Below are 23,724 nucleotides of genomic sequence, written 5' to 3'. Positions count from 1 at the left end.
CAGTAGTCATACAACCCGGTGCGGTATACCCTCCGGATCCAGCCAGTGCACACGAACCATCATCCTCCAGCGGCGACCTTCTTCCTCAGACTCTTCGATACCCGGAACCGATATATGAAGCGTTCATTTCCCCGTATAAAAAAACGCGTGCTCATCGCCGGCATCCTCTTCATGGTTCTCCTTCTTGCCGGTGCAGCATCTTTTTTCCACCTGCTCCCCGGCCCGGCTGCCCTGGCCCGGGTACTCGAGCCCAGGGCCCCGGCGTCCCCGACGACGCCGATTGGGGGGATGGCAGCCTCTCTTTCAGTGCCGCTTCAAAAACCCCTCATCGCAGATTTCTCCGGGTCGCGTCCGGATCTGTACACTCCGCTGACCATGAAGTTTCTCGACCTGAGCCGGGGTGATCCCGTGACCTGGTACTGGGACTTTGGCGACAACAGTACGAGCGACAGCCGTTTCCCCGTCCACCAGTACGCGTCGCCCGGGAGCTACAATGTTACGCTTACGGTCACCCGGGGTGACGGGGCACCGCAGACCGTTACCCAGAATACGGCGGTCGGCGACGGGATCCGTCAGGAGCACACGGTCCTTCTCGATACGCTCCGGCGGGGCGTGCTGAAGAAAGGGTCATATCTCGTCTTCGTGTCGGACCGCGACGACACTTCAGTCACTATAGCCGGGCAGCGCATAAACCTCCCCAACGGCTCGGTAGTGAAGCTCAGGGCCGATACCGATTCTCCCGGTAACGTGACCATACGGTACGGCAACCTGCTTGCATTCAGTGCCGAAGACGCGACGCTCTTTGTCAACGGTTCACAGGCTGCCACCGGCGTAGCCGGGGACTGTGATGTCACGGGCCCTGCGAGTGCCCGGGCGAACCTGTCGTTTGGGATTATTCCAACAGAAGGGGAGATCCGCCAGCTTGTCATCGACGGGGAGGAGAACCTGTCAGGAGAAGAAAATTCGCAGATCGATCTATCCCTCGATACTGCCGATATCCGCAGTGATCTTACGCTCGTCGGCTTTCCCGCCTTCTACGAAGGGAAAGCGGACTCGATCTCCCTCTCGCCCGCCCTCATCGCAGATTTCTCCTCCGGCCCCCCGGATGAAGGTCTGGCACCGTTCAATGTCTCGTTCCGGGACCGGTCGGTGGGTATCCGGGAGAACAAGACCACGTGGTCATGGGACTTCGGGGACGGGAGCACATCATCGGAGAGAGATCCGGTCCACCAGTACCAGGACCCCGGCTCCTATTCCATCAATCTCACGGTACACAGCGGCGACCAGACCGACTCCCGTACCCGGGAGAATGCGGTCATTGTAGACTCACCGCAACTGGTCGCCGATTTCAATGGCACCCCGTTAACGGGAGCTGCACCGCTCAAGGTCAGGTTCCAGGATCACTCGTCGGGGTCGCCATGGTGGTGGAACTGGAGTTTCGGGCCCAACGCCACCCCGATCTATTCGAACGACCCGAACCCGGTTGTCGAGTACGACCAGCCCGGGGTCTACCCTGTCTGGCTTTCCATAGGCACCGTCTACGCCAGCAGCGATGCGTTCAAGACCGGATATGTAACGGTGACGGACCCCTACATGCTCCCACTTCAGGATATCGTTGTGAAGACCGGGAAACAGGGAATCATACGCAAGGATTCCAACATCCAGTTCGTGATCAGCGATTCCCCGGCAACGATCGGTATGAACGGCGGGTTCCGCGAGATCCCGAAAGGGGCGGTCGTCCGTATCGTGGCGCAGGAGGACCAGTCCGGCGATATCCACATCGACTCCGGAAAAATCCTCAAGTTCAGTTTCCCTGATATGGCTCTCTATATCGACGGCGACCTCGTATCGGAGGGGAGGATTGACAGCATCTACATCCCGTACATGCGTGATTTCAATACCGCCCTGACCTACTATTTCCCTCCTGCATCTGCGAGGACATTATTTATTGTCGACGGTTCGCCGATCCTCAACGATCTTGACAACGCGTGGATTCAGATCAACAGCCTCGGCATGAACGCTCAGGGGAGCCTGAGCCTTATCTCATCGGACAACTCGACCATGATCGACGGCGCGGCGAACCAGACCATTCACGACTGGTACATACAGTGAAAGAAAAGAGAATATCGAGTGTACTCTCACCCTGCAGCATTCCGGGTTGAACCTGCACAAGGGGATGCGATCAAAAAATCCCCTTCCTGGTAAGAATAGACGGCGCGATGGTTCGCTCGGAATAAGAGAGTGGGAATTTCGTACAACATTCTGTTGTCCCGTCCGATAGGATAAAATGCGCGCTGCCGAAAGTGACATTTTCCCCGTTTCCCGCCGGGAGACCCGGGTAGGAATATGCTGGCATGTATTTCACGCAAATCCCACTCTATTGAAAAAAGATCGTTTACTGGTACGCTTCCAGCTTCTTTGCAGCCGATGAGAGTGCCGCAAGTGCATCGTCACCGTCCGTGATGGTCTTTACCGCTTTGCTGTTCGCATCCATGGCAGCAACGCGGAACGCATCGTTCCAGTAATCAGGATCATCCGGAGTCAGATAAGCGTTCATTGCGTTCGTGTAATCTACGAGATGCTGCTCGGCATTGTTCATCGTGATGGAATAGATCTTCATATCCTGCGCAACCACAGCCACTGCCTGTCTGGCATCGGGCGATGCTGAAAAATTGAGAGCCGATGTTTCGGCATTAAACCGATCAGTCGCAGCATCAAGCGCCCTGCTCTGCGCTTCCCAATCCCGAAGAGCCTGCTGATCGGATGCAGTATCGGCACGGAGGACCGTTATATCCGGCTGGCTTTTCGCAAGCTCGCTGTTATAGATGGTGATATGTTGACCTATTTGGTCAAGCGACGTGCGCACCTGCCGGTCATAGGTTTTCTGGGCATCTACCCATGTGTCATAGCTCTTCACAGCAAGGGTAGTATCATGGGTGTCTGCCAGCCTCGATGAGGTACACCCCGAGAAAAAAAGGGCAGGAACAAGCAGGAAAAGAGTGATGATGGGGAGATATCTATACGTCATCGAATAACTATAGGGTCGGAAGTTTCATCAATCTTTCCCTTCTGTCAGTCGTAAAAATGGTATATGATCGCAGGAAAAATCTGGTTCGGATATTATTTTATGTACTCACCCTGAAAAATATAGGAAATGGTTTAAGACTATAGTAACTTATTCTTATCTATGAGATCTCAGGGAGTAATTATCCTGTTGCTTCTCGCAGCCGGAATGATATCAGCCGGTTGTATCGCGAATCCGGCAACCGTTACGCAGTTGGGTGAGAACTCCCTGAATACTCCGGTTGAAACACCGACGCTCCCGGACCAGTATGTCGCATCGCCAGTCGGAGCGCCAGGGACCGGATCGGGCAGTAGTACCGTGACCCCAAACCTCACGGAAAATATTCCTTTGATATCGCCGGCACAATATACCACGATCAACGCGACAAATCTTACCGGCAATGCAACAAATTCCAGCACCACCATCGGCAGCGTATCGATTCCGGTTGCACAATTTACTTCGAATGCTACTCTGGGATTTGCACCGCTTGCGGTTCAGTTCACGGATTCCTCGCAGAACATGCCAACTGTCTGGTCCTGGAACTTTGGTGATGGAGGATCCTCGACCTTGCAGAACCCCGGCTATACGTTTTATTCCGGAGGGCAGTACATGGTCGTGTTCACTGCAACAAATGCGGCCGGATCGAGCAATTTCACCACAAAGATCTCCGTGTATTCACCTGGATTTTTGGCAGTTCCTGATCAGGGCCCTCATCCCCTTACGGTCGCCTTTACCGATGCCGGCACCGGGTACCCGCAACCCTCCGCATGGTACTGGGATTTCGGGGATGGTATGACCAGCAGCTTCCGGAATAGTACCCACCAGTATATACTACCTGGTACGTACGATGTGAAGTTCAGGATAACCAGTACGGCAGGCATGGCATGGGTGAACCTGAGTGCGGCTGTAACGGTTACATGACCACCGTTTCTGACGGTTCACCCCAGCACTTCCATGTATTTATTCGTCTTCGCCGGGAATAGAAGCGGATAAGCGCCCGCAGGAAAGGAGGAAAGAGTATGAATGAGCGAATATCTCCCGGATTTTTTTCATCGATGAATGCTTTGTATGAACACGGATTTTAAACATTGTAACAGATAATGTAAACTACCGGGTCTGTTGCGGCAAGGTCCGGTACGAACTTTGGGTTGTTATGCATGGGGCAATGACAGGAGCTCCGATTGTGTATTTCTATAACTCTGATGTCAATATTGCGCTTGGAATAACATTAGGCAGGTTCCGACTGTCATTTTTACATACGCCAAGTATCAGTTACAAACAGGATGGTGCCCGATTATGCAGCAACCTTCTATTCATTGTCTGGCAGTCCAGGAAGGTCATCACACCCCATGATACCTTGTCATCTTGAAGACAACCTGACATCATCGGGTTTTGATACCATTTTTGTCCCGCAGAGAAAACTGGGATATATTCATATTGTGAGAACTATATACTCAATTGAAAAATTATATATTGATCGCCGTTCAACCATGGAACAATCGTTGATCGGATGATGACACGAAGGGGCTTAGTTTCTCTTCCTGACCGTTCAGGTAAAGCCGAACACTTTTATCACCGGAAAATCGGTGACCGGAGCGGCAGAAATACGCGGGATTCCTCAAGCACCAGAATCGACCGGAGAGATCTATGACAGACTCCAATACCAGCTCCTTTATGAGAAAATTCCGGTCATGGGCTCTTGATACCGACTCTGAGGATCAGGACCTGCTGCCGGCCGATCCCCGATCTGTGGTGGCTGGAAGACCCGTGACAACCACTGAAGCTGACAGAGAAAATCCCCGTGCAAAGCCTTTGGGCAGGAGCAATGCCGGCAGGCTTTCCGGGTTCCGGAAACTCCGGTCATTGATGGTGGAAGAGGGACCTTACGAAGAGGAATTTTCTGCGCATGAACTGGAAACCGACCCTGCTGCCGGTGCTGCAACCGCCGCTCCACCGGTGGTTCAGATGCAGGGTTCGGATTCTTCGGTGAACGTTCGAGACGGGAGCCGGAACTCCAGTACCCCATTGGGAGGACTGCAGAAACTGCTCTCTGTCTTTTCCAGACCTGCGGAACGGGAGATCGATACCGTGACCTTCGATCCCGGCGAGACATCCATTCCTTCGCTCGAAGGCGCGCTCAGGGACGTCAATATCACGTATATCGTCGAGGAGCCTTACCAGTTCGTCCATATCGAATACATCCGGCAGGAAGGAGCACTCGTCTACAGCGTTGCCGAGCCGGCACTGAGCGATGAGGAGGCCAGCGCACTCAGGATTATCGAGAATGCATTCGAAAAGCTGGTGAGCACGAACGTCGAGCTTATCGACGCCGCCCAACGGGAGATTTATCTCCACGACCGTTTCTATTCGCTGATGCACATCTTCGGGCTCAAACTCACCGATACCCAGAAACAAAGGATGTTTTTCCACCTTAAGAAAAACTACCTTGGGTACGGGCGGATTGACACCCTGATGAAGGATAAGTACATCGAAGATATCAGCTGCAACGGCTCGAACATGAATATCTATGTCCAGCACCGCACGTACGGGTCTATCAGGACCAATGTCCAGTTTGCGGAAGTCGAACTGAACAACTTTGTCCTGAAACTCGCACAGGTAAGCGGCCGTCACGTCTCTCTCCTCCAGCCGATCCGCGATCTTACTCTCCCGGATGGCAGCCGTGCCAATATCACGCTCGGCGGTGAGGTGACCAAGAGAGGCTCAACTTTTACAATCCGTAAATTCAGGGCCAACCCGATCTCCTCGATCGAACTCATGGATTACGGGTCAATCGACGCGCAACAGCTTGCCTACACGTGGATCCTCATGGAATACAAGCGCTCGATCCTCGTATCGGGCGGAACCGCCACCGGTAAGACCACGTTCCTCAACGTTCTCTGCAGTTTCATTCCCCCGGAATACAAGATCGTCTCCATCGAAGATACCGCCGAATTGAACCTTATGCATCCCAACTGGATCCAGTCAATCACCCGTTCAGGGTTCGGAACCTCTGAATCCAGCGGGGGCTCAAGCGGTATCTCTGGTCTCGGCGGTGGTTCCTCAAAATCGCCTGGTGACATCTCGCTCTACGATCTCCTGGTCGCGGCCCTGCGGCAGCGGCCCGAGTTTATCATCGTCGGTGAAGTACGGGGCGGGGAAGCCTTCACGCTCTTCCAGGCAATCGCCGTCGGTCACGCGGCGCTTGGAACAATCCATGCCGGGTCCATGGATGAACTGCTCGCCCGCGTGGAATCCAACCCGATGAATGTGCCAAGGAGCCTCCTCGCGAACCTCGATCTTGTCATCTTCCCGATGCACATCAAGAAAGGCGAGCGGAGCATGAGAAGGATATCCAATATCGTAGAGATCCTTGAACTCGACAGGGACAAGGGTGACCTCATCACCAATACAGTATTTAAGTGGGTGCCTGAGGTTGATGAGTTCAAGTGGCAGGGGCGCAGCTTTTTGTTCGACAAGATCCGGGATACCCATGGTGTCAGCAAGGAAAAGCTCCAGCAGGAACTGGAAGACAGGACCCGGTTCATCAACTGGATGCAGAAGACCCACATCAGGGATTACCATACCGTGACCCAGATGGTCCAGCAGTATTACCGGGATAAGGAGGAGGTTATGAAGATGATGGAAGGAGTCCGCGTGGGGTAGAACAACGAACCGGATTGATTTTCTGCATTCATGTCACCAGTGAATTTCTTCCGTCACATTTTTCGGATGAGCCGGATGGAAAGATCTCATTTCCAGAAAAAAGAAAAATATTATCCGGAACACCGTTCCTTTGCCGGTACTCAGTCAGTAAGCTGCCGATGAGTTATCGTCAGATAACCGGATTACAGACAGGTTAGTCGGTATCCCTTCTGCACTTTCCTGAAATTCATTTTGGCAGGGGGAAATTGTCGCTGGAGCGACGCTTCTTGCCCGTACTATCGACCCGAAGGTACGGTGGATCCTCGAAGGAGTTCGTCCGTCCAAATCCGGCTCCCCGCATCTTTTCATGTATACAAAATCATTGGTAAAATCCGTTTATTTCATGGGATATGCCGACGCGTCCTTATCGTCGCGTTTTCTGAACACCCACTACCAAAGAGGGAGGTGGTTTCGCACTCCGGTCCAGGAAATCACCTCCGGTCAATTATGGAACATTGATGTCAGGGAACGGTCAACAGGTTAACAACAAACTCACTGGTGTTTCGTGGACCTCAGCCTTCTCATGCAGGGAATTGTGATCGGCCTGACTCTTGCAGTACCTGTAGGACCGATCTCCCTGATATGCATCCACCGCACCGTTGCTGACGGCCGCCTCCACGGGATCTTCTCCGGCATCGGTGTGGCTACTGCGGATTCCGTCTACGCGGCTGTCTCGTTCCTTGGCCTGACCGTCGTGTCCGGCCTGATCCTTGGTTACCAGTCGGTCTTCCGGTCCCTCGCGGGGCTCGTTCTTGTCCTGGTCGGCATCCGGGTTTTCTTTTCAGAACCTGCCAGTGTCAGCACTGATTCGGAGCACGAGCCCTACCTGAAAGATTACCTCTCGATGGTCGCCATTACGATCGCAAACCCGCTGACCCTTGTCTTCTTCATCGCTATCCTGCCTGGGTTCGGGTACATATTCCAAGGTACGTCGGTTATCGCTGCTGCGGAATTTGTCGCCGGCGTCTTCATCGGTTCAACGATCTGGTGGATCGTCCTGTGCGGCTCAATAGGTTCCGTCCGCTCCAGTATCGGCAGAGAGAATCTGAAGCTGATCAACCGCATCTCGGGGCTGCTGATCGTCTGCTTCGGTGCCGGGATGCTCATCCTGCTCATCGCTGGCCGTATCATCTCCATACCCTGATCCTGATTTGTACTCAGTTATAATGACCGAACCGGAATTGAACCGGATGAAACTACCCGGGAGTAGGTACTATTATGGACAGTCTAGCGTATCCCTTTTCGCCGGACTTTAACAGAAGGAATAAATATATTTTCTCTTACGCCAACAATTAAGCACGAAAAATTCATGAGATATCCGGGATACAGGAGAGGTTGTACTGACTGACAAGAAGCCGGGAGCACCGCCGGGCGATGAGATCATCAGGGTGAAACTGCCTCAGAAGCGGAACCGTGAAATGTTCGGGTGTGCCGAACTGATGATGGGGGCCAACCATATCCGGGTCCGCTGTTTCGACGGTGTGACACGGATGGGCAGGATCAAGGGAAAGATAAAAAAGAAAGTATGGATCCGCGAGGGGGACATCCTTATTGTCATCCCGTGGAATTTTCAGGACGAGAAATGCGATATTATCTATCGGTATACCGGTCCGCAGGTGGAGTGGCTCCGGCGGAATAATTATCTCTGACAAATTTTTTGCCGCTCTGTAGAAATCCTATTTTATCGTGTGTGATTCGCTTATATTCTTCAATGGTTATGAACCCCCCCCTCTTAAGTTGAAGAACCCTCCGGGTTCTTCGCCAGCCTGTTCTTCCCTTCGGGAAGAGCAGTCTCCCCAAAGAGCGTCCATGATGAAAGTCGATGATTTCTACAGAGCCAATTTTTACAACCATTTTTCATGGGGGGATCGTGCCGGAACCGTTTATGCATCGACGATGTGACTCCGATGGTTAAAATCAACAGCTTTGTATCGCTTTCCTGTTACAGGAACTATTTCACGCACAGGTAGTCCCCAATAAATTACTCATACCTTGTTCAGCGATCATCCAATATTGACCAATGTTTCACTGCGGGCATATTTTTTATCCCATACCACCCACGTTTACACAATGTGCGGGATCGCGGGGCAGTACTGTTTTACCGGTAAGGAACCTGACATGGAGCTCCTTGCTGAAATGTCACGGCGCCTCTCTCACCGGGGTCCTGACGGAGAGGGTGCCCGGATTCACGGCACTATCGGGCTTGTCTACAGGAGACTCGCCATAATCGACCTTTCTCCAGATGGCTGCCAGCCGATGACCAATGAGGACGGAACGCTCTGGCTGGTCTTCAACGGCGAGATCTATAACTATATCGAACTCCGCGAAGAGCTTATCCTGAAAGGTCACCGATTCCATTCGAAATCCGATTCGGAAGTAATTCTGCACGCCTACGAGGAATGGGGGGCTGACTGCCTCCGGCAGTTCAACGGGATGTGGGCGTTCGCGATCTGGGACGAACGCCAGAAACGCCTCTTCTGCGCCCGTGACCGGTTCGGTATCAAACCCTTCTATTATGTTCAGGTGAACGGTTCGTTCCTATTCGCTTCCGAGATCAAGGCGCTCCTGGCACATCCTGATGCCGGGAAACACCCTGAGCCCGAAACTCTTGGTACCTACCTTGCATGGGGAGTGTCTGACCATTCAGAAAAGACGATGTTTGAAGGAATTTTCCAGCTCCGGCCCGCCCACTGGATGATGGTGACCTCAGAGGGCCTTCAGCAGCCGTCCCAGTACTGGGACATCACGATAAATCCGTCTATACAACCGGAAATTTCTGATGAGGATGCGGCATCCGGACTGCTGGATGCCCTGCTCCGCGCGACCCGCATCCACCTGAGAAGCGATGTACCGGTGGGGACCTGTCTCTCGGGCGGAATAGATTCATCGACACTCACAGTACTCATCAATAATCTCATCCGGGATGAGGCACCTGCGAGTGTCGGTGCCCGGCAGAAGACCTTCTCTGCGGTCTTTACCGACAAGAGGTTTGACGAGAGCCGGTATATCGATGAGATCGTTGCAGCGACCGGGGTTGACGCACACCGCGTTGAACCCACACCCGAACAGCTCTGGGATGACATTGACCGGCTTGTCTGGGCCCAGGACGAGCCGTTCGGCTCGCTCTCAATCTATGCCCAGTACTGCGTCATGCGTCTTGCCAGTGAAAACGTGAAGGTAGTACTCGATGGACAGGGGGCGGATGAGCTCCTTGCAGGCTACCTTGCGTACCAGGGGAGTTATATCCGCGGACTGATCCGTTCATTTCACTGGTGGACCGCCCTGCAGGAAGTTGCCGGCAGCCTCCGCTATCACCGGGGGTTTTTCAGTTCCGCATTCCGCCAAGTTCTCGTCCGCCGGGGACGCCGTATGCTCCTGAAGCCAGCCCCTCCGGCAGTCGATCGGTACGTAGGCAGCCTGAACGAGGTTCTTGGACGGGAACTCGTCGCGACCAACCTCCCTGGGCTCCTCCATTACGAAGACCGGAACTCCATGGCATTCTCCATAGAATCGAGGGTCCCGTTCCTGGACGTCCGGTTGGTGGAATATATTGCATCTCTTCCTCTTAGTCAAAAGATCCGCCACGGCGTAACAAAGACTACTCTCAGGAACGCAATAAAGGGATTGATTCCCGAGTCCGTCCGCTGCCGGATGGACAAGATGGGTTTTGTCACGCCCGAAGAGCTATGGATGAAAGAAGCTCTCCGCCCGTTCATGCTGGAAGTACTTAGCTCGGACAGTTTCCACTCCCGTCCTTACTGGCATGCGGATGCGGTGGTGAAGGATTATCTCGCTTTCCTTGAAGGGAAAACAGCCTATTCTCCGGAAGTATGGAGGATCGTCTGTGCTGAGTTGTGGCTGAGAATGTTCTTCGATATGCGGGGCAGGCTTCCGGCTGGTACCTGATCCGGCGTGCTCGTCTCATGGTGACCCGGTGAAATTGGGTCGTACAGGATCGAATCATATAAATGGTCTATCCAGACAGATTTATATGATGACATTCGGATGCAGGGATATTCCTGCGTTTCCGGAGATTTTGAGCATGCCATGAAATCTATCATTCTTGCAGGGGGCGTTGGGACAAGGCTCTGGCCACTGTCGCGGGAATACTACCCTAAACAGTTCATCCAGCTTGACGGTCAGTCGCTCTTCCAGAAGACATTCCAGCGTGCAGTCCTCCTCTCGGGAGCTGACGGGGTGATTGTGGTGACCAATGCGATCCACCAGTATCTCGTGCGCAACCAGATTGAGGAGATGGGATCCCCGCTCAGGGAATCACAGATTCTTATTGAACCCGAGGGGAAAAACACCCTTCCCGCAATCATGTGGGCGATGCGGCAGGTCAGGTCCGTCAACCCCCTTGAAGCGGCAGTCGTCTTTCCGAGTGATCACCTGCTGGGAGATGCTGCCCTCGACCAGATACGCGCTGCAGAGCCGCTCGCAAAAAATTATCTCGTCACGTTCGGGGTAAAGCCAACATCACCCCATACCGGCTACGGATATATCAGGCCGGGCAGGAAGCTGGCTGTCGGAAACATTGCCGATGAGTTCAGGGAAAAACCTGATGAGAAGACCGCCCGGGAGTACGTGAAATTGGGCTACCTCTGGAACAGCGGGATCTTCCTCCTATCTACCAGTTGTTTTTTTAAGGAACTGAAAAAATACCAGCCCGCATTGTATAGTGAATCCATCGGAGACGATATTCCTGATTATGCCAGTCTTGACGCAGTCTCAATTGATTACGGTCTGCTGGAACATTCGAAACGGGTCGCAGTCGTCCCTCTTGATGCTGAATGGAGCGATCTTGGCACATTCAAGGCACTTTACGATGCAGAGGCCCATGACGGGGATGGCAACGTTGGGACTGCAGAGTATATTGTGGCAAGGAACAATTTTGTCCACGCCCCGGGTAAACATGTAGGGCTCATCGGTGTCAATGACCTTATCGTTGTGGATACAGCGGATGCCCTGCTCATTTGTAATAACCAGCAGACCGAACAGGTAAAACAGCTGGTCAGCCGCTATAATACCGGCAATAACCCGGTCACCAAATTCCACCGACAGGTCCACCGCCCGTGGGGTTCCTACACGGTGCTGGAAGACACTGCTGTGTATAAGATCAAGCGGGTAACGGTAAAGCCGGGAGAGAAGCTCTCCCTGCAGCTCCACCACCACCGGAGCGAGCACTGGGTGGTTGTGCGCGGAACTGCAGAGGTCGAGCTGGACGGGGAATCCCGCCTGCTCCGGAAAGGAGAGAGTAATTTTATCCGCAGCGGCACGGTGCACCGGTTGAAGAATCCGGGTCTCATCCCTCTCGAAGTCATCGAAGTACAGCTCGGTGAGTATCTCGAAGAGGACGATATCGTGCGCTTCGAGGACGAGTACGGGCGGATCTGACGCGGCAGTTGGTATTTGATTATTTCTGCCATAGTACAGAACGGAATACGAACAATTACGTTCCTTCAGAAAAGAAAAGTCCACGACAGGATCTGCAGTTGGTTCGTTGACACAAAAAAAAAATCTGATTATTTCTTTGCTCCCGGAGGTTTCGCCGGGGATAATGGACCCTCCTGCTAATCATGCAGCACGAGAGTTCGCGGACCGGGCCCGATGAGATCCATCCTTCCCGCCATTCTGAGACCTTCGGCAACCAGACGGTGGTTCTTCGGTTCACGATAGTGCATCAGGGCACGCTGAATCTTCTTCTCGTGTCCTTTTGGTATATGGATCGGTTCCAGGGTGAACGGGTTGAGGCCGGTATAGTACATGCAGGTCGAGACGCTCATGGGAGTCGGTGTGAAGTCCTGAACCTGCTCGGTATACATCCGGGTTTTCTGGATATAGAGCGCAAGCTCCACCATGTCTGCAACCGTGCAGCCGGGATGTCCGGACATGAAGTAGGGAAGCAGGTACTGCCGGCTCTTTTTTTTCTGCTGCTGCTCTGCAAACAGTTCGCGGAACCTGTCGAAGACTTCCCTGCCGGGCTTGTTCATAAGGTCGGTCACGTTTTTTGTTACATGTTCAGGGGCGACCTTGAGGTGCCCGGAGATATGATGCTCACAGATCAGGTCAAGGTATCCCGAATCATCGGCAAGTACAAGGTCGTAGCGAATACCCGAACTGATGAAGATCTTCCTGACACTGGGGACCTGCCGGAGCGCCTGAAGAAGCTCGCACTGGAATCGGTGGCTCGTATGGAGGGTCCGGCAGGATGTGCTGCAGCGCCTGTCCCTGCACGCCCCGGATCCCTCCCAGCGGTCGCATATGAGACCGTACATGTTTGCCGTTGGTCCGCCGACGTCCTGGACAATGCCTTTGAAACCGGCCATTTTTGTCATGCGGGTGACTTCCCTGATGATGGATCCGATGCTCCGGTTCTGGATGATCCTGCCCTGGTGGTGGGTGAGGGCGCAGAATGAGCACCCCCCAAAACAACCGCGGTGGCTTGTCACCGAGAACCGTACCGGGTCCAGTGCCGGTACCGGCCGGGAATAGGACGGGTGGGCCTTCCGGGAGAACGGCAGTTCGTAGATATGGTCGAGGTCCGGGGTTTTCAGGGGATGCGCCGGGGGGTTCTGGATGACGACGGTCTTCGGGTGGGGCTGTCCAACCGGAGCGCCCTCGACCGGGTCCTGCTCATGGTAGTGCAGGGCAAATGCCCGGGCATATGCTCTCTTGTCCTGTGAGACCTCCCCAAAGCTTGGGATTTCAATAATGCTCTGCGGACGGTTGCATCGCCATTGTGCTACCTCCATGGTAAAGGCAGTCCCGTGAATGTCCCGTAGCAGCCCCGCAGGTTCACCGGCGCTCAATCGCTGGGCAATCTCCACAACCTGCCGTTCACCCATACCGAAAACGAGAAGTTCGGCGGGCGCATCCGCAAGGATCGATTGCCGGACCTTGTCCTGCCAGTAATCATAATGGGCGAAGCGCCGGAGGCTTGCTTCGATACCACCGAGAATGATCGGTACACCGGGAAACAGTTCATGTATATTGTTGGTATACACGATTGTCGCCCGGTCGGGGCGTTTCGGGATACCCCCGGGAGAGTAGACATCATCGCTCCGCCGTTTCAGGCCGGGCGTGAGATTGTTCACCATGGAGTCGACATTTCCCGATGAGACGCCAAAGAAGAGGCGGGGTTCTCCCAGTGCCAGAAAATCCGTTGTATTCTTCCAGTCCGGCTGGGCAATAATCCCTACAGAGAATCCAGCATCCCAGAGGACCCGCCCGATGATCGCAGTTCCAAATGACGGGTGGTCGACGTAAGCATCTCCGCTCACGAGAATGACATCGAATCGTTCTATACCGAGTTTCCTGCCTTCTTTCAGGGACATCGGGAGAAACGCGGGCTGTGGGATCATAGAGTGAGACGATGTGTGCGTTTCATATCCCGGAAAAGGGATATGAAGTTATGTTGACGGCCTCCGGGTAAGATCCCGGATAATCTCCGCAAGCCCTCCCGGCAATTCGCTGGTCTCGTCTTTTTTATCGGTAATGGGAGCGGTCGTTTTTGTCTCATCTGCTTCCTCTCCGGATTTTGCCGTTTCGTCCTCCCTGTTCTGAAGCACCGGCATGTGAATCTGGGATTTCTCATCAAATTCCCGGCGGGCAGAAAGCCCGGTAAATTCTAGGATAATTACCTCAACAATGAGGTATGTCGTGGCTTTTTCCCGCAGACAGCCGGTCAGGGCGTGGCCGGCCCTGCCGACCGATGCGTGGTAATGGATGTGGGGACCACCTTCCCCCGGGTAAATAGTGCCTACACCAAACACTTCCCAGCCACCCTCAAACATAACGAAATGAGGAACCGGGGGGATGACCGGTTCCTCAGGTCCGGTCACCATCCTCCCGTTCATCAGGGCGCCAAGGAAGAGGATCGAGCCCGCCAGGATACCTTTGTCTCCGATGAACTGGTGCAGGGAAACTAACATATCCTCACCGTCATCGATCCTCACGACAAAGACCCTGCCGAGCTGACCTTCCGTATATTGCATATAAACAGATTCTCTTTCTGGTATTCATATGGTTTGCGCGTGTTTATATCTTCTATGACAAACGCAGGATACCGTTTTCATGGATAGAATCGGCAGAAAATGCCTCCAGTTCCGTGAATACGGGGGAATCCCCATTATTACCTCCCACCGGCGTCTCCACCGCAGACCTGCCCATACTGCAGGAATCACTATGACGGGGTGGTGTGAAATGGAGGAGCGGGAGAAACGCGTACATCCTTATGACTCCAACCGAAATTCCGGTTTCGGCGACATGAATATTGAGCGATTTTATCGGCCGTTCCACCTTTTCCCGGACAGTCAGGGCGATGTGCTGTGTTGTTTCTTCCACGGCTACGACCGTTCAGAACTCTATTTTCGGTGGAGTTGCGATCGCTTTCTCGAACTGCAGGTACTCGAGTCTCGGAAGTCCTGTCAACCGCCCGACAAAATTCGACGGGATGGTATCCATCATCGTGTTAAATTCCCACGAGATGTTGTTGTACGTGTAGCGCTGCCGCGCAATCTCATCCTCAAGGCCTTTGACCGAATCCATAAGGTTTGTAACGGTTGTTGATGTCTTGAGATCCGGGTAACTTTCTGCCACTGCGAGCAGGCGGCCGAAGATGGCGCGGGACTCGGCTTCGACATTATTCAGGTCCCCGGGACCTGCGGTCGCCACGCTTGCCCTCATGGCAGTCACTTTTTCGAGGGTCTCTTTCTCGAACGTTGCATAGCTCCTGACTGCGCCGAGGAGCTGGTCGATCATGTCCAGTCGCTTTTTCATGCCGACGCGGAATCTGGCCCAGCGCGGCTTCAGATGAGTTTTTCAGGGTGTAGAAGCGGTTGTAAATGCCCAAGGTCCGGAGGACCAGGGCAACGATCACAAGGACGAGGATGCCAAGATTATCCATCCGATGTAATCTTCCAGCATTGTTACTCAGAGTATTGATGATTGTTTCTCAAGATAAGACAATACGGAAGATGAACCGGGTCTTCGGAAAAAAGATATCGGAATAACTACGGAAGGATGAGGGATCCCACCACACGGAGTTTGCCGCCCTCGAGATAATGGAGCGCCACGCGGGCACCCGGTGGATACACAAGTGCCTTTTCTGAATAGAGGGTCAGTATGGGCATCCTCCAGTCGCTCTCTACCACAACGCTTTCCAGCCGGGTGGGGAGGAACTGCATCCAGTGACCGGCATACAGCACCATGCCCTCTTTGAGCGGGGCCGGCCAGTACTTTACGAGCTGGGCTTTGCCTGTGATGGTGTTGGAATATTTTATCGACGGGTCGTTTGTCAGAACGTAGCCACGGTCAAGGTCTTCAGATTCAATGTTCTTCAGTGCAAGACCTACCCGGTCACCGGCAACAGCGGTATCAGCATCATCATCATGTTTCTGGATAGACCGCACCTGTGCAGTCTTTTCCGTCGGCAGTACTTTAAGAAGGTCATGCTTTTTTATGGTACCCTGTGCCATACATGCAAGTGCGACAACCCCTACACCTTTCACATTGAAATAGTGGTCAATGGGAACGACACCGTTGCCCCCGCTTGTCTTCTCTTTCTGGTGGTGGGTCTTTTTTACGGTCATATCGAGAAGCTTTTCCCGTATTCCGACCATGTCCTCCTCCATCAATTCGTAATGTTCGAGGACGGTGCCTTTAATAAGCGGCGCAATCTGGTCGGGAGAGATATAATTCTTGAGAATAAGATACCCGGCAGATTTCCCGGCGCACTGGAGCATCAGCACGCATTCGCCGAACGAGGCGTTAATCTCGTCGACAACAAGTATCACCCGGTCCGCGAGGGATATTGAATAAAAGAGCGAGGAGAGTTTTTCCGGATACCGTGTCGGTTCGATAAAGGTGACCGTTGCATCACCTTTCTTCAGGTTATAGAATGTGATGTCGCTTGCCGTCCCCTTCTTTCCCAGATCCTTTGAATAATCTGGAGGGGCGATGATTGCGACAGTGAGGTTGGACATGATGGTAGGTAGTTGGTCGGCTAAGGATATGAGGATTTTTTAACAGACTGGAAAAATTGAAGAAAAAGACGAAACATTGTGAGGATGACACCAAAGAAAAGAATTGAAAAGATTGCTCAAGTACTCACCGCTTCTTCTTTTTGTGGCTTGATACTTGTTCTTTTTTAATAGCATCCATATTTTCAAGGTATTGTTCGATTTCCCTGCGTTTAATAAACAGAATGATGAGTATGATTATACCAATTCCGGTTAATACATATCCGATTTTTACGTCGTTGGGATCAAATTTGAAGCTGAGTGACGTGGTTTCCGATGTGACCTGAGCGGCGACCATATTTCCGCCATTAATCGCATCCTGACCATTAACTTTCCATCCAGGGTAATATGAGGTTTTTAGTACGGCAATATCTCCGGGAGTAAACTGCCCAGATACCGTTACTTCATCTGATCCAAATTTTTCAATATTGACAGGAATGACTTCATTCTTTCGGATTACGAACACATTTGGAAGGACGTGATCCGGCTGGTGGATTGAGATATTCTGAACTTTGAATGTCACATTATCGATATTCTGATCGCCATTCTCAAGATACTGATCATCCACGACATAATCCGCTGTGAAATACGAGACATTCCCGATATTATAGGTATCAGCAAGAGTCGTGGTGAGGTAATTGGGATAATACACCCTGATTGGGTGAATGCCATTTTTAATAAACCAATAGGTAAAATCTTCGTGATAGAACGGCCAGCCAGTTTCAAGTACCCAGATCTGCGATTCTGTCGTATTGACAGATTTGATCTTCTCAATAATCGGAAGAACGGGACTATTCTCCAAGTTTGGATTGGAAACTGAAAGATAACTGAGATTTCCCATAGCCACAATACAGATACTTACCATCAACAAACCACAAAGAAGGTTTGATTGAGTAACCCGGAGTTGAATAAGATCCCGATTAAAAAAGATTATCGCGGCGCTGACAATTCCCACGATAATAATTGATTTTATTCCGACACTGAGATCTATTCCAGGAAAATTTTGGAAAATAAAGTATGCATCAATGAACAATGATCCGGTAAAAAAAATAATCAAGATCTTCAATGTTACCCGGTTAAAATACAACAACGCTATAAAAACTGCGATAATAATCAGTGAAATCCATGCATCAACTGATGCATCAATCTGAAATGGCAATTCTAACATTTTTAATATAAAAAGGGCACTTATGCCATAGATGACATTTTTTTTCTGTTGTGAAGATATTGCAAAAAATTCTCTATTTTTAAAGCGTGTTAACAGAAGATCAAGACCATACAAGGAGAAAAGGAGGATTATGGGAAGGATAGCACCTAACATGCGACCTGCAACGCGGAAATTATTAACACCGGGAAGAAGGTGAATGAAGGATAAAAGGGTTCTTCCTCCATCGGCCCAGATAAACGAGAACAATATCGCTAAAAAAGCAGGAATTGTCCAGTCGTCCCTACCGAAGACAAAGGCAATAATTAAAAATAAAATCGGGAGAATTCCAATCAATGCGATGCTCTCATAGCCACTGAACGCATGATCAATGGGAGTCCCGACAATAAATGATGCGATATTATTTTCAAGCGAGCCTCCGTCCCCCAAAACATTAATGATATCAATTCGACCTAAAGCAGTTGAACTGATCATAACTGGGATGAGTTCAATGGAAAGTAATAGGGTACCAATAAATGCAGAAAAAAAGACTGCAGTAATAGCACGCTTGCTCAGCATTTTCCTTAAAAGATAATATATAAAAAAAATTGCAAGAATTGCACAACTGTAAAAGAGATAGTACACGGCACCAGTAAAGAAAATCAATGCGAAGGAGATAGAAAAAATGACAATATTCACTACGGATGTGTCATTATTCCAGATAATCTTAAAAAATGCATAATACATCAAAGGTATCCAGGTCAATGCGTATATGATGGAAAGGTGACCTGCATCGACTCGCGACAGAAGAATTCCTGAAAAAAGGTATGTCGTGGAAAATATCATCCGAATTTCAGGATTTCTGGTCATTAATCCCGACATTTTGAAAAAAAACAGATACGCCAAAAACAGACTGATGATGATAAACCAGTTTATTAAATAAATATCCTGTGAAAGCAGAAGACTGGGAATATAAGTCGGGTAGAATTTTTCTGATAGAGGGAGTGCATATTCCGGCATGCCCGTTAACCAATTCGGATTCCATAATGCAAGTGGATCATTAGCAACAGAGAGTTCGGTGTTAATACCAAGAAGTATATCATATTTACTTGAAATGAACCCTTGATCCGGTTGAATGATCGAAGGGAACGCCACTAATAAAAGTACTAAAGGCAAAATGAGGTAACAAACCTCTTTTACAGAAATATTGCTGTTTTTTATCCAGTCAAGACTCATCTGATCCACCAATACCATCGATGTTTTTTATTGGATATCTGATGCCGAAAAATATCCATAAAGATACAGACCGAACGAGCACCATCAGATTCTCATTGTATACTCTTAAGAATAGGATCTGATATATTTTTTCAGGCTCGGTAGAATTCCTCAACAATAATCAGAATAGCAAAAAATATCCTCAATCTTGAAAGGCTATAGAAGATCTCCTTGATTTTGATCTCCCTAATCTGAAGTCGGGATTTTTGAGCCTTGGGGGATTACCCGGATTCTCTTTTCATGACGAAGAATATCGTTTCCACCTTATTTCCCTGATCATATTTCTCCCGATCGAATGATAGAGCGATTCTTATTTGATCATACCCGGAGATTTTTTTCGTTTTCTATCTCGAACAGAGATGAACGAGCAGGCGTTCAGGGTATACTGAATCAGCAGGTGAATCTCTTCAGAATCGTATCTTTTATCCAAGGCATAAAGATCAGAATGTCTGACCCTCTAGCACGGTTCCAAGAGTGTTTCGGTGTGAGGGAAATCATGGACTGGTTGAGATATCTTCAGACCGGTGATGATCTGCCGATCAGTATCGACAGAGATCGTGGTTTTCAGGAATAGCAGTGACTGGCATAGGAGCTGGTAAATCCGGATAAGTCGATCGCGATACAGATTTTGAGGAGATATCTCTCATTTTTCTGTTTTCCACGTCACCCGCCGGTTCACCCAGAAATTCCATGCGAAGGCAACGAGAATCCCGAGAAGGTTCGAAACCAGATAATAGATCCCGAAGAAACTGGTCAGGAGATATAATATTCCCATATTTATGACGAGTCCCCCGACAGAAACCCCGTGAAATGCAATCAGGCGATGCCAGCGACTGGATAATCGGTGTTGCTGGTAGGACCGGAACGTCCAGAGATCATTCCAGAGAAAATTATTCAGGACGGATAATTCGATTGCAAACAAACTGGATACTAGATAAAATAACCCGACATAATTTGTAAGACAATACAATACCCCCATATTTATGAGGATCCCGATTATCCCTACTATCCCGAATTTGAACACTTTTTTCCATTCTCTCCATGCAGCACTCTGGTGATGGGAGAAGGAATAAAGTGTGATATCCATAACCTGCTCTGCATATTCGACAATCGTTTTCAGTTTTAGCTTACTCGAACCGACGTCACGGTCGACAAATTCAAAGGGAATTTCCCTGTCCTTTTCCCAAGTCCCCTTTCCCAGCACCTCCAGCAGTATTTTATAACCTCTCGGTTTTAGTGGCGCATTCGTAACTACTTCCTTTCTGACCGCAAAAAATCCGCTCACAGGATCTGTAATGTCCGGAAAAAGGAGCCGCCCGAGAAATGTTGCCCCAATAGAAATGATCCGCCGTTTGATGGGCCATTTCTTTATTTCTCCCCCCACCATGTACCTGCTTCCGATAACAACCTCGTTCCCCGACCTGATTTCGCTATACATGGCGGGGATCAGTGACGGGGGATGGGAAAAATCCGCGTCGATGACTACAAAGATCTCGGAAGAGGCGTGAGCAAATCCTTCGGCTACCGACTGGGAGAGGCCGCGATCGTCAGTGCGGACGAGAATATTGAGATTTGGTTTTGCCTTTTTCATCTCATTAACAATCGCAATGGTGGCATCGGGGGAATTGTCATCCACTACCAAGATCTCCCCGTTGAGTGCATTATCCCGGAATACGTTATCCACTTCGCTAACAATATCCCGGATATTAGCTTCTTCGTTGTAGGTGGGAATGATAACCGTTAGGTCGTACATGGTCGTCGAGATCCGGATGGTTACCCTGAAGAGAAGAGATAAATGCCGGTATCCTGCTTCAGAAATGTCGCATTCGTCTTCAGCCATGCGATGGCATCACCGCTGGGATCCGCTGAACTGATATCCTGAGTGACTACATAATAGATCGTGCGGTTGTTTTTCTGAGTGTTCAGGGCAGCGAGTTCACGAGCCGTTGACGCGTGCTCCAGGGATGTAATATCAGAGATGTTTGAATAATAATAATCAAGCGGCTGGTCGATGTATGCTGGTACAGCCACGACAATATCGCCCGGTTTGGTCAGTTGTTGAAGCTGCCCAGAAAAGCCTCTCCAGTCATCCTTGGTGTATCCTGAATAATAATTAGCAATTGTCGGTGCATTCAGGATGATGAAGAATGCGATGAAGCATACAACGATCCCGCGGTTATTGATGAGAGAGTAGAACAACCGGTATGAGACTGCAACCCCGATAAAGAAGATTAGGGAGAAGAAGATAAGGTAACGGGGTTCCATGGGCATCTTATAAGAGAGGATAAAACTGATAACCAACGTGAGAACGGTGAGTGTCGCGAGCAGAAGGCCCTTGTTCCTTTCAATACGAAATGCCTGAATGACCCCGAGGACAAAGAAGATCAGGAGCAGATACGTGGCGACATCAGAAAACCCTGCTACCTGCTGGAATGTCGTAGAGATTACATCAAGTCCCTGGACACCGAACGTGGGGGCTGATGCAGTCCTTGTTGCAAAGAGCTGAATCGTAATAACTATCAGTGGAAGGCACAGAACGATAAAAAAAATTAATCCTGCCGCAATCGGCAAAAAATTCCTGATGTTACTCCAGAGATCCTTGATCCTGAGAGCAAGCGCGTACAAGACCAGCGATGCGATGATAACAAACGCATAGAAGTGAGACCAGAAAGCCAGTGCAGAGAGTACGCCAAAAAGTGCCCAGTTCCGGGTATCGTTCGTTTTTAGAGCCCTGAGATAGAACACCATTGCGAATGCGACAAAAAAGAGCATCATGGAGTATGCCCGTGCTTCCTGCGAATAATAAATTAGGAACGGGGAAAATGCGAATGCTGCTGCAGCAATAATGCCGACATTCCTATCGATAAACTCCCTGCCCACGAGATATGCCAGAGGAATGGTCAGGACACCGAGTAACGCGGGAATGAATCTGAGAATAAATTCGTTATTCCCAATTGTCAGCATCAGGTGCTCTAGCCAGTAAAACAGAGGGGGGTTGAATTCACCGGCCATTGTCTCCTGCCAGATCTGAGGGATTGAACCAATGGAGAGCGTATAGGTCGAAGCTTCATCAAGCCATAATGAATTGAATCCCAAATCGTAAAACCGGAGGAAACATCCGATGAGTGTCAGAGCCAGGAGGATTTGCACGTAGCGGCTTCCAAGCAGAACAGATCTGACATTATCCCAGCTGAGATCGTGAAATGTTTGGATAGGGGAGCGGTAATCCCTGTCAAGATCACCGTCAAAATCCGAAGCTGCTCTCTTTGCTTGTGTACGATCCCCGCGTTTCTTTGCCATCGCAATCATTTACTATTTCGTAAATCTTCTGATATAGATTATTGCATATCTGTCATTTTCCGGTGATCCACTGCCAATGAATATTTCCAAGATACCTTTGGCTGCCCCCTTCTTCTGCCACCGGTCTCCCCATCATCTGACAAAGACATATCAACAACAGGAAAGGATGCACTTCAAATACCCTCGACACGGCATGTCTTAAACGTAAAAAATTCGCCGGATTTTTCGGAAAGCCTAATTACCAAGAATTTCTGAATGAATCTTTCATAAGACCGGTCTCCTCCCTACGACAAATAGAGATGCATTTTATTCTGTCTTGAACCAAAAGGCTAAAACCTATGCATCAGTTTTCCGGTTAACCGGAGAATTGACTGCACCAAGAAGCTGGCTGGTATCCGTGACCACGACAGAAGACTGCTCAAGCATCAGGTTGACCTGCTCGTGATTGCCCACCCGCCTGAAATCGGTTCTCAGGGCAATGACCGGCTTTTTCCGGGCAAATGCATAACCCATCTCCCAGGCTGTTCCGGAGTCGGCATCGGCCCCATCGATGATGGCGACAACAATATCGGATTTTTCGAGTGCTGCCCTGTTCTGCGCAAACAGTCGTTCCTGTTCGTCTGTATCCCTTGTATCAGAATCATCGCCTTTCTCCTGAGGCTTGTACACTTCAAACAGGTTTTTTTCTAGGAGCGCAGCGATGGATGCATTGTAAGATCGTTCGGCTTCCGAGAACAGCGGCGCAGCAAGATAGATCCGGTAACGGCAAAATGTTGCGACATCCATCGCGGCGACCTCAGGAAACCGCGAAAGGAAGACACCCCGGCCGGTTCTTTTCGCGGGCGTATCTCCTTCACTTCCATAATACGTTGTGGTAACTCCACATGTGGGTGAGGAGTTGACACCAAGTATGCAGAGGGGAGGACCCCCGGCTTTGATGAGATCATATACCTGTTTCGTCAGTTTGTCGGCCAGTGTAGCGAACTCTGCCGTATTGAGCCGCTCAAGAAAGGTTCCCGGCTCGCGATCAGGTCCCAGGTACAATGTCTCAGGACATGGGAGGGGAACCATGTCGATACCGAATTTCCTGCACCGCTGTTTCGTGCGCCCAAACAATTCGAGATCCGAGGGTTTTGTAATACCCTTCGCCCGGAGGGACGGCGTGAGGATACACGGGCTGCAGAGCACGTACATTATTACAGTGTGTGCACGCACAG

17 protein-coding genes are annotated in these 23,724 nt (G+C 50.6%); 7 read left to right on the top strand and 10 right to left on the bottom strand.

Annotation, left to right across the window (positions count from 1 at the left end; genetic code table 11):
* Nucleotides 1-114 precede the first annotated feature (114 nt).
* Nucleotides 115-2,112 (top strand): PKD domain-containing protein, encoded by a 1,998-nt coding sequence (locus ABSB80_RS01640; RefSeq protein ID WP_428367491.1) that lies wholly within the window; start codon nt 115-117, stop codon nt 2,110-2,112.
* Between the two features lie 283 nt (nt 2,113-2,395).
* Here the strand turns inward: ABSB80_RS01640 and ABSB80_RS01635 are convergent, their stop codons facing one another.
* The gene (locus tag ABSB80_RS01635; protein WP_428367489.1) at nt 2,396-3,028 is read right to left on the bottom strand and encodes a hypothetical protein; all 633 of its coding nucleotides are present in this window, start codon (nt 3,026-3,028) and stop codon (nt 2,396-2,398) included.
* A gap of 159 nt (nt 3,029-3,187) precedes the next feature.
* Here ABSB80_RS01635 and ABSB80_RS01630 point away from each other — a divergent pair, with 159 nt between their 5' ends.
* The 6 genes from ABSB80_RS01630 (at nt 3,188) to ABSB80_RS01605 (ending at nt 12,163) form a co-directional block, all read left to right on the top strand.
* On the top strand, nt 3,188-3,985 hold the full coding sequence (locus ABSB80_RS01630; RefSeq protein ID WP_428367487.1) for a PKD domain-containing protein: 798 nt from the start codon (nt 3,188-3,190) through the stop codon (nt 3,983-3,985).
* A gap of 846 nt (nt 3,986-4,831) precedes the next feature.
* Nucleotides 4,832-6,727 carry a type II/IV secretion system ATPase subunit gene (locus tag ABSB80_RS01625; RefSeq protein ID WP_428367485.1) on the top strand — a complete coding sequence of 632 codons (1,896 nt, stop codon included), beginning with the start codon at nt 4,832-4,834 and terminating at the stop codon, nt 6,725-6,727.
* Nucleotides 6,728-7,271: 544 nt separating this feature from the next.
* Nucleotides 7,272-7,910, top strand: a complete 639-nt coding sequence (locus ABSB80_RS01620; protein WP_428367483.1) for a LysE family translocator — start codon at nt 7,272-7,274, stop codon at nt 7,908-7,910.
* A gap of 196 nt (nt 7,911-8,106) precedes the next feature.
* Nucleotides 8,107-8,415 (top strand): translation initiation factor eIF-1A, encoded by a 309-nt coding sequence (gene eif1A, locus ABSB80_RS01615; RefSeq protein WP_428367985.1) that lies wholly within the window; start codon nt 8,107-8,109, stop codon nt 8,413-8,415.
* Between the two features lie 421 nt (nt 8,416-8,836).
* Nucleotides 8,837-10,672, top strand: a complete 1,836-nt coding sequence (gene asnB, locus ABSB80_RS01610; protein WP_428367481.1) for an asparagine synthase (glutamine-hydrolyzing) — start codon at nt 8,837-8,839, stop codon at nt 10,670-10,672.
* A gap of 141 nt (nt 10,673-10,813) precedes the next feature.
* Entirely contained in the window at nt 10,814-12,163 is a 1,350-nt protein-coding gene (locus ABSB80_RS01605) for a mannose-1-phosphate guanylyltransferase/mannose-6-phosphate isomerase (protein WP_428367479.1), read from the top strand.
* A 176-nt stretch (nt 12,164-12,339) separates the two neighbouring features.
* Here ABSB80_RS01605 and ABSB80_RS01600 read toward each other — a convergent pair whose 3' ends face one another.
* The 9 genes from ABSB80_RS01600 to ABSB80_RS01560 form a co-directional block, all read right to left on the bottom strand.
* Nucleotides 12,340-14,130: a YgiQ family radical SAM protein gene (locus ABSB80_RS01600; protein WP_428367477.1), complete on the bottom strand. Its 1,791-nt coding sequence runs from the start codon at nt 14,128-14,130 to the stop codon at nt 12,340-12,342.
* A gap of 48 nt (nt 14,131-14,178) precedes the next feature.
* Nucleotides 14,179-14,763 carry a PPC domain-containing DNA-binding protein gene (locus ABSB80_RS01595; protein ID WP_428367475.1) on the bottom strand — a complete coding sequence of 195 codons (585 nt, stop codon included), beginning with the start codon at nt 14,761-14,763 and terminating at the stop codon, nt 14,179-14,181.
* A 52-nt stretch (nt 14,764-14,815) separates the two neighbouring features.
* Entirely contained in the window at nt 14,816-15,112 is a 297-nt protein-coding gene (locus tag ABSB80_RS01590) for a hypothetical protein (RefSeq protein ID WP_428367473.1), read from the bottom strand.
* A 12-nt stretch (nt 15,113-15,124) separates the two neighbouring features.
* A complete protein-coding gene (locus ABSB80_RS01585) occupies nt 15,125-15,547 on the bottom strand; it encodes a LemA family protein (protein WP_428367471.1) in 423 nt (140 codons plus the stop codon).
* Nucleotides 15,548-15,780: 233 nt separating this feature from the next.
* Complete coding sequence (locus tag ABSB80_RS01580) at nt 15,781-16,752, bottom strand: EF-Tu/IF-2/RF-3 family GTPase (RefSeq protein ID WP_428367469.1); 972 nt, start codon at nt 16,750-16,752, stop codon at nt 15,781-15,783.
* Between the two features lie 124 nt (nt 16,753-16,876).
* Entirely contained in the window at nt 16,877-19,168 is a 2,292-nt protein-coding gene (locus ABSB80_RS01575; RefSeq protein WP_428367467.1) for a hypothetical protein, read from the bottom strand.
* A gap of 682 nt (nt 19,169-19,850) precedes the next feature.
* The gene (locus ABSB80_RS01570; RefSeq protein WP_428367465.1) at nt 19,851-21,047 is read right to left on the bottom strand and encodes a glycosyltransferase; all 1,197 of its coding nucleotides are present in this window, start codon (nt 21,045-21,047) and stop codon (nt 19,851-19,853) included.
* Nucleotides 20,981-22,507, bottom strand: a complete 1,527-nt coding sequence (locus ABSB80_RS01565; RefSeq protein WP_428367463.1) for a glycosyltransferase family 39 protein — start codon at nt 22,505-22,507, stop codon at nt 20,981-20,983. The genes ABSB80_RS01570 and ABSB80_RS01565 overlap by 67 nt, the downstream gene beginning before the upstream one ends.
* 336 nt (nt 22,508-22,843) lie before the next feature.
* The gene (locus tag ABSB80_RS01560; protein ID WP_428367461.1) at nt 22,844-23,701 is read right to left on the bottom strand and encodes a nucleoside 2-deoxyribosyltransferase; all 858 of its coding nucleotides are present in this window, start codon (nt 23,699-23,701) and stop codon (nt 22,844-22,846) included.
* Nucleotides 23,702-23,724: the final 23 nt, after the last annotated feature.

The organism is Methanoregula sp. (assembly GCF_050010295.1).
In the GTDB taxonomy this organism is placed as follows: domain Archaea; phylum Halobacteriota; class Methanomicrobia; order Methanomicrobiales; family Methanospirillaceae; genus Methanoregula.
Note: the sequence above shows the minus strand (reverse complement) of the source record. Positions and strands in the feature narration are given on the sequence as shown.